We start from the raw sequence: 5,824 nt of genomic DNA, 5'->3' as shown, positions 1-5,824 counted from the left end.
CAGGACGGCAAGGACGGCAGCAAGCAGACGCAGGACAACTGGTACGACTACGACGCGATGAACCGCTTCACCGTCACCATGGGCAGCCATGACGCCCAGGGCAATCTGGTGCTGGGCAGCCGCGGCGTGCGCGTCGAGTACGACCGCTTCGGCCGGCGGGTCAAAGCGAGCAATGGCAGCGACGGCACGGTGGAGACCTATAGCTACACCGCAGACGGCTATCTGACGGAAACCCAGATCAATGGCACGCGCGCCTTCCTGCGCGGCAATGACCTGCAAGGCCGGGTGCTCGACTACCAGAGCTATGACTGGAAGGGAGACGGCAGCACCAAGGCCAGCATCGCCCACACCGACTACGATGTCGACAATAAAATCACGCGGCAAGTGGTGGATGGCGCGACGACCGACTACAAGCTGCTGGCGGACGGCACCACCGACGTCACCACCCAGGTCAGCCAAGGCACCACTGTCACCACCTATTACGGTTACGAATGGTGGGACGACGCCAAGCAATCCACCATTACCGCCCAGCCCTACAACGAGAACGCGCCGGGCTGGCAGCCGGGCATCTCCCACCTGAGCTACGACGTCAACGGCCACCTGAAGGAAGCCGTTGACGAGCGCGGGCATCGCAGCCTGCGCTACGTCAACGACGCGCAGGGCGTGGTGATCCGGCGCGAGGAGGTCGATCACGCATCGCTGTTCAAGAAACAGGACTACTACTACGTCGACGGCAGGCAAGTGGGCGCGGTGGGCAATGACGGCCCCAGCCGGGTCGACTTCGCCCAGGCGCTGGCGCAGGGCAAGCTGGGCAACAACAAGGATCAGTACCGCTTCGGCAAGGCGGTGAGCAGCGCCGACTTTGACCAAAACTACGAACCGATCGGCCCCAACTACCCGGCGCAGGCGCCCGGCAGCGTGACGGTGCGGGCGGGCGACACTTTGCAAAGCCTGGCGGCCAGCCTATGGGGCGATCGTTCGCTGTGGTATCTGCTGGCCGACGCCAATGGGCTGAAGGACGACGCGAAGCTGGACGCCGGCCAAGTGCTGCAGGTGCCGAACAAGGTTACCAACTTCCACAACAATAGCGGCACGTACCGGGTGTACAGCCCTGGCGAGGCGGTGGGCGACGTGACGCCAACCTTGCCGGACCCGCCGCCGCCGCCGCCGCCGCCGGATGGTGATGATGGCTGCGGCGGGATCGGGATGGTCTTTGTCGCGGTGGTGGCGGTGGTGGCGACGGTGTTTACGGCTGGCGCGGCATTGGCGGTAATGGGGCCTGCTTTGGCGGCTACTACCGGCGGGATGATGCTTGCTGGCGCAGTGGGCGCAGCGGTTGGTTCTATTGCGAGCCAAGGCATGGCAATGGCCATGGGCATGCAGAGTAAATTCTCATGGAGTCAGGTTGGCATGGCCGCGATAGGAGGGGCGGTCACGGGAGGCATGAGTACAGGGGCCTTTGGCTCAGCTCTGCAAAATAGCAACGTTGCGGTACAGGCCATGGCGAGCAGTGTGATTACTCAAGGCGTGGCCATGGCGACGGGCCTGCAAAAATCGTTCAACTGGACCTCCGTGGCCGCATCGGGGGTGGCGGCTTGGGCGGGCAGCGCCAGCGGTTTGCAGGCAGGAAAGGGGGCGAATCCGTTCGAACGGATCGGCTATGGTGCCATGCGTGGCATGATCGGCGGCACCATCCAGTCAGTCTTGGGCGAGGACCATAGGCCGAACTGGGGTGAGCTGGCGGCCAGCTCGTTTGGCAACGCGGTGGGGGACCAGGTTACGGGTAGCATACAAGCCGCGGAGCAAGAACGCTTGGCACGTGCGGGCCGAGAGGTCGATGCGATTCAGGGGATGTACGGCCAAACCCAGAAATCCATGCTGGAAGGCTTGATGAGTTTGGGACGCTCACCCGATGAGGGAGGCAGTAGGGAGTCACAGACGGATACCCGAAGCATGGACGGAGAAGGAAGTGCCAGCGATCGTAACAATGATGGCGCTGAGCCTAATGCGGCCAATGACATGGCCCAGACGTTAGCATCCATGATTCAGGAGCAGAAGCAAGCGTCGCCTCCAAAGCTTAACTATAGGACGATGACAGCTGAGGCAAACGCTACCACCCAGAATGATGTCGCTTTGTCAGGGAGTTTTGGCGGAGACAGACTGGTTGTGATGGCAGGTGATAGGGATTCTTCTGTCCCTATCCAACGAGGGGCGGATCCATACGAGGAGAAGTTTGAGGAGGCATTCAATGCAGCGGGCAAGCAGTACCAGGCATCCAGAAGCAACGCTCAGAGCACTGTGGAAGACATTATGGGGCAGCCATTGAATGGTCGTTCTAATTATACTTTGTCTTTGGGATGGTCTAAGGTTGTGTCGGGAGAGGTAGGCATTCTGGATTTTCTGACATATCAAACCCCGGATGCCAAGGCGCGCATACAGGAGGAGAATGCCCATTGGGCACCAAGTCCATTTGAGCAACGAATGGACATGCTTTCTAGTAGTCCTATGGCGTCTTTGGCTTACTTTGGTGCGGTAGCAGTCAATGCTAGTCCAAGCGCACAAGACACAGCCATAACCCTGGGGTATTATGGGGGGAATACCCTGGCCTCCTTGGCCTCGGTGGGGGCTGATGCAACGCAGTATGGATTAGTGGGAGCCAGCAGGCCTCAGAGTGGTGTTGCGCTGAGCCAGGAAAATAGTCTATCTGTCAGCCGAAGTGATCCATATGAAATCCTGCGGAGTGTTCCAAACGCGGGAGTAAGTAGCCTGGCTGCTGATTCCGTGGGGGCTGCTGATTGGGTTAGACCGCGCGGCTGGAGACTGCCAGCTACGAATGGTCAATGGTCAGGTATCCCTGGAAATTCAAGCTGGACTTCATTCAATGACAGTGTAAATGCAGTTACCGGTGGTCAGCCCATTCCGTTTAAAAATGGCTATCCAAATTTCAGCCAGTGGTCACAAGGTACATTTACCTTTGATAATCTGACAGGGACAAACGCAGATTTTGGTCTGGTTTATGATGCTGTTGCAAAGGAGTATGGCTTGGCAAATCGTACTGCGGGTCAAAACTTACTCCGTGACTTGGGATTAAGTCCGCATCATGTTGAGGATGGATTGAACATTGAGTTAGTTCCTACTGATTTGCATGGTAATGTGCCACACATAGGTGGTGCAGCGAATTTGCGGAAAGGAGGCTAGTGGTGGCTGAAATAATATCGAGTCTTACAGCATTGGGCTATAGACCTCTGAAGGGTGCATTGGATAAGCCATTAAATTGTATTGAGCTTGATGATCAGATCAAGTCTGCACTTCCAGATGATTATTGTGCCTTCTTATCCGCTTTCCCAGAAACAGGAGTGTTTGATAAGCAAATCGTTTTCTCTGCGCTGGAGAAATCACCATGGGCCGCAGATGGAAAAGAGGTTCTTGAGGTTTTATATGCCAGTTGCTCTGATAAGAATAACGATCTGCTCACGCTCCGCACGCAATACGCAGAACAATTGCCAGCACATTTTTTTGTGATTGGGCAAGTGACTGGCGCTAACCTTGTTTGCATTGACTTACGTAACGAGTCGCGAGGGAAAGTGTATGTGTGGGATCACGAGCATATTGATGACGCGCACGGTGGATTATATTGGGTAGCAAATGATTTCAGTGCTTTTGTTGATCTGTTACATGTGTCAGAGCAGGCAACTACAATAGCTAGCCCGAAACTAGTAAGGATGGAGTTGTCTGATGTTTTGAAAGCCCGAGTGGCCGAGCTTATGAAAAACAAGAAATAATAATGAATTAACTTGACTAGGCTGGTCTTGTTGGGCTAGCTAGCTGGCTCGCGTGTTTAATCGAGGGGCTCAGTCCGATGTGACTTGGTATTTAGAGTCGGCGTATTCCTGTTGGGGATGCGCCGATTATTGTTCCAAGCAAGACAGTTGCTGCGTCAGAGTTGGCATTCCGAGAAAATTTTGCTGGCCCAACTATTGGTCGATCTCGCTATCTCTCAACTCAGGAACTTTCTGATGCTGTATTTACGCAGTATCAAGGTGCTCTTGATGATGCATATGCTGCGGTTCAACGTGCTGAGACTGCAGGAAGATTGAGATTTCCTTCTAGTATTTCAAAAAATACATATCGAGGTCAGCTTGTAGATGCTGCTGCACGTGATGATATGAGAGCATGGTTTGCACAGGAAGGAATTGATGAGGGTAGTAATGCACTGGCTCAAGTAAATCGCCGGTTATACAGTCCTGATAGGAGTGAGTATCGCATTCCTGATGTACGAGTTCCAGGATCAGTATTTGATGCAACATTAGGTATGAAGTGGGGTTCTACTCCACAGGTTCAGGACTTTTTAAAATACTCCCCAGGTAGTAGGGTGACAATAGTGCGGCCTACTGTCGAAGGTGGGTCGTATAGCATTGTGAGGTGGAAATGACCTGGTGTACGAGGATTTCTGAACTGAAGGATTTCATGGCATATGTGGTTTTGTATGGACCGGATGATTTTCCTGTTCGTCGCAACTTAAATATGGAAAAGTCTTTTTCTCAGATCAGGGAGGGGTTTGAGGCTTGCAGGGATGAATTTTCAAGCGAGGATATTTTTCATAGAGCGAGTTCGCTTTTGATAAAATCTGAAATTGCATACGGTGAAAATGATGCTATTTCAGGTGCACATTTCTTGCAGGAAATCATGGAAATAATTTGACGTATTTTTGGATGGATGAAATCGGCCCGGGAGGGCCGATTTTGTTGTTCCAAGCAACGAATTCTTGGTTGCTAAGCATGGTGATATGCCATTCCCTCGACCGGGGCAGCACTCCCATCACGGTGTTATGTCGGCGTGGATGGAGAAGAACTTTCCTGGATATGACCCCGATTTGGCACCCGCAGTGCTAATGCCTGAGGCAAATCATCGTGCGACGTTTGGAATTTATAATACTTGGCGCGCAGAAATGAGAAAAGAAATGGGTGGGGTCTTTGATTGGTCGAAAGTACCAGAGACAAATATGCATTCGTTATCTGAGAAAATGTTTGATGCAGCGAAGGTTCCCTCGGGTACTCGAAAAGAATACTGGGATTGGTACGGACGCATGAGAGGAGTGCTTGGAAGTGAATAGTGCTGACATTGATGTGAATAAAATATTGGTTATGGATGAGGTGGAGCGTGCATGGGGTTCCTCTCTTGTCTCAATTTCGAGAGTGGCATTTGATCTAAATGATGTGCCGAGCGATCTGCATATTCTCGCACCTTACGCGACTTTTTGGGGTGTTGCTGACGATTGGGCTAGGGAGGATGTTTTAAAGCGTACTCCTGAGCGATTGAAAAATAACTTCAAATGGGTTGTATCAAGTTTCGATGATCAGTTAGACGCATGGCTTGCCGGGCCGGAGGCCTCAAGATCCGATCCAACAGATGCTTACATAGCTTTTTCTGCAATGAGAATGGGGGCTGATTTTATCTAGTCTATTGTTCCAAACACGGAAGTAAACAGCTTGGGTAATGTTGGTACTCAGGTAGGCCTCGGCCCCAAGGGCGGTACATATGTTTTGCGAGATGAAATGGGTGAAGTTGTGCGCTCTGGCCGTACAAATGATCTTGCACGTAGGCAGGCTGAGCATTTTAGAGATCCCAATCTGAATGACTTTACCTTCGATGTTGTGCATCGAACAGATACTTATGCTGAGCAGCGGGGGCTGGAGCAGCTTCTGCATGATACTTATATGCCTATTCTTAAGTGCCCACAACAAATTGGTTTGATTCTTGCTTGCACTCACCCGGACTCTACTCACCACCGAACTCCATGAAGTGCACCGTACAACTGACCGAG

The 5,824-nt window shown here is 52.7% G+C and carries 5 protein-coding genes; all 5 read left to right on the top strand.

The annotated features are described in order from the left end of the window. Window positions 1–3,198: LysM peptidoglycan-binding domain-containing protein (locus tag C2I19_RS17065; protein WP_146056856.1), on the top strand; the 3,198-nt coding region annotated here is incomplete at its 5' end. A 2-nt stretch (window positions 3,199–3,200) separates the two neighbouring features. Further along, window positions 3,201–3,782 (top strand): SMI1/KNR4 family protein, encoded by a 582-nt coding sequence (locus C2I19_RS17060; RefSeq protein WP_158253747.1) that lies wholly within the window; start codon window positions 3,201–3,203, stop codon window positions 3,780–3,782. A gap of 685 nt (window positions 3,783–4,467) precedes the next feature. Next, a complete protein-coding gene (locus C2I19_RS21810) occupies window positions 4,468–4,701 on the top strand; it encodes a hypothetical protein (RefSeq protein WP_146056855.1) in 234 nt (77 codons plus the stop codon). An 85-nt stretch (window positions 4,702–4,786) separates the two neighbouring features. Then, window positions 4,787–5,113 carry a hypothetical protein gene (locus C2I19_RS22895; protein ID WP_103903856.1) on the top strand — a complete coding sequence of 109 codons (327 nt, stop codon included), beginning with the start codon at window positions 4,787–4,789 and terminating at the stop codon, window positions 5,111–5,113. Beyond that, the gene (locus tag C2I19_RS21805) at window positions 5,100–5,459 is read left to right on the top strand and encodes a hypothetical protein (protein WP_146056853.1); all 360 of its coding nucleotides are present in this window, start codon (window positions 5,100–5,102) and stop codon (window positions 5,457–5,459) included. The genes C2I19_RS22895 and C2I19_RS21805 overlap by 14 nt, the downstream gene beginning before the upstream one ends. Window positions 5,460–5,824 lie beyond the last annotated feature (365 nt).

Source organism: Chromobacterium alticapitis (genome assembly GCF_002924365.1).
Classification (GTDB): domain Bacteria; phylum Pseudomonadota; class Gammaproteobacteria; order Burkholderiales; family Chromobacteriaceae; genus Chromobacterium; species Chromobacterium alticapitis.
This window is presented reverse-complemented; position numbering and strand designations above follow the sequence as displayed.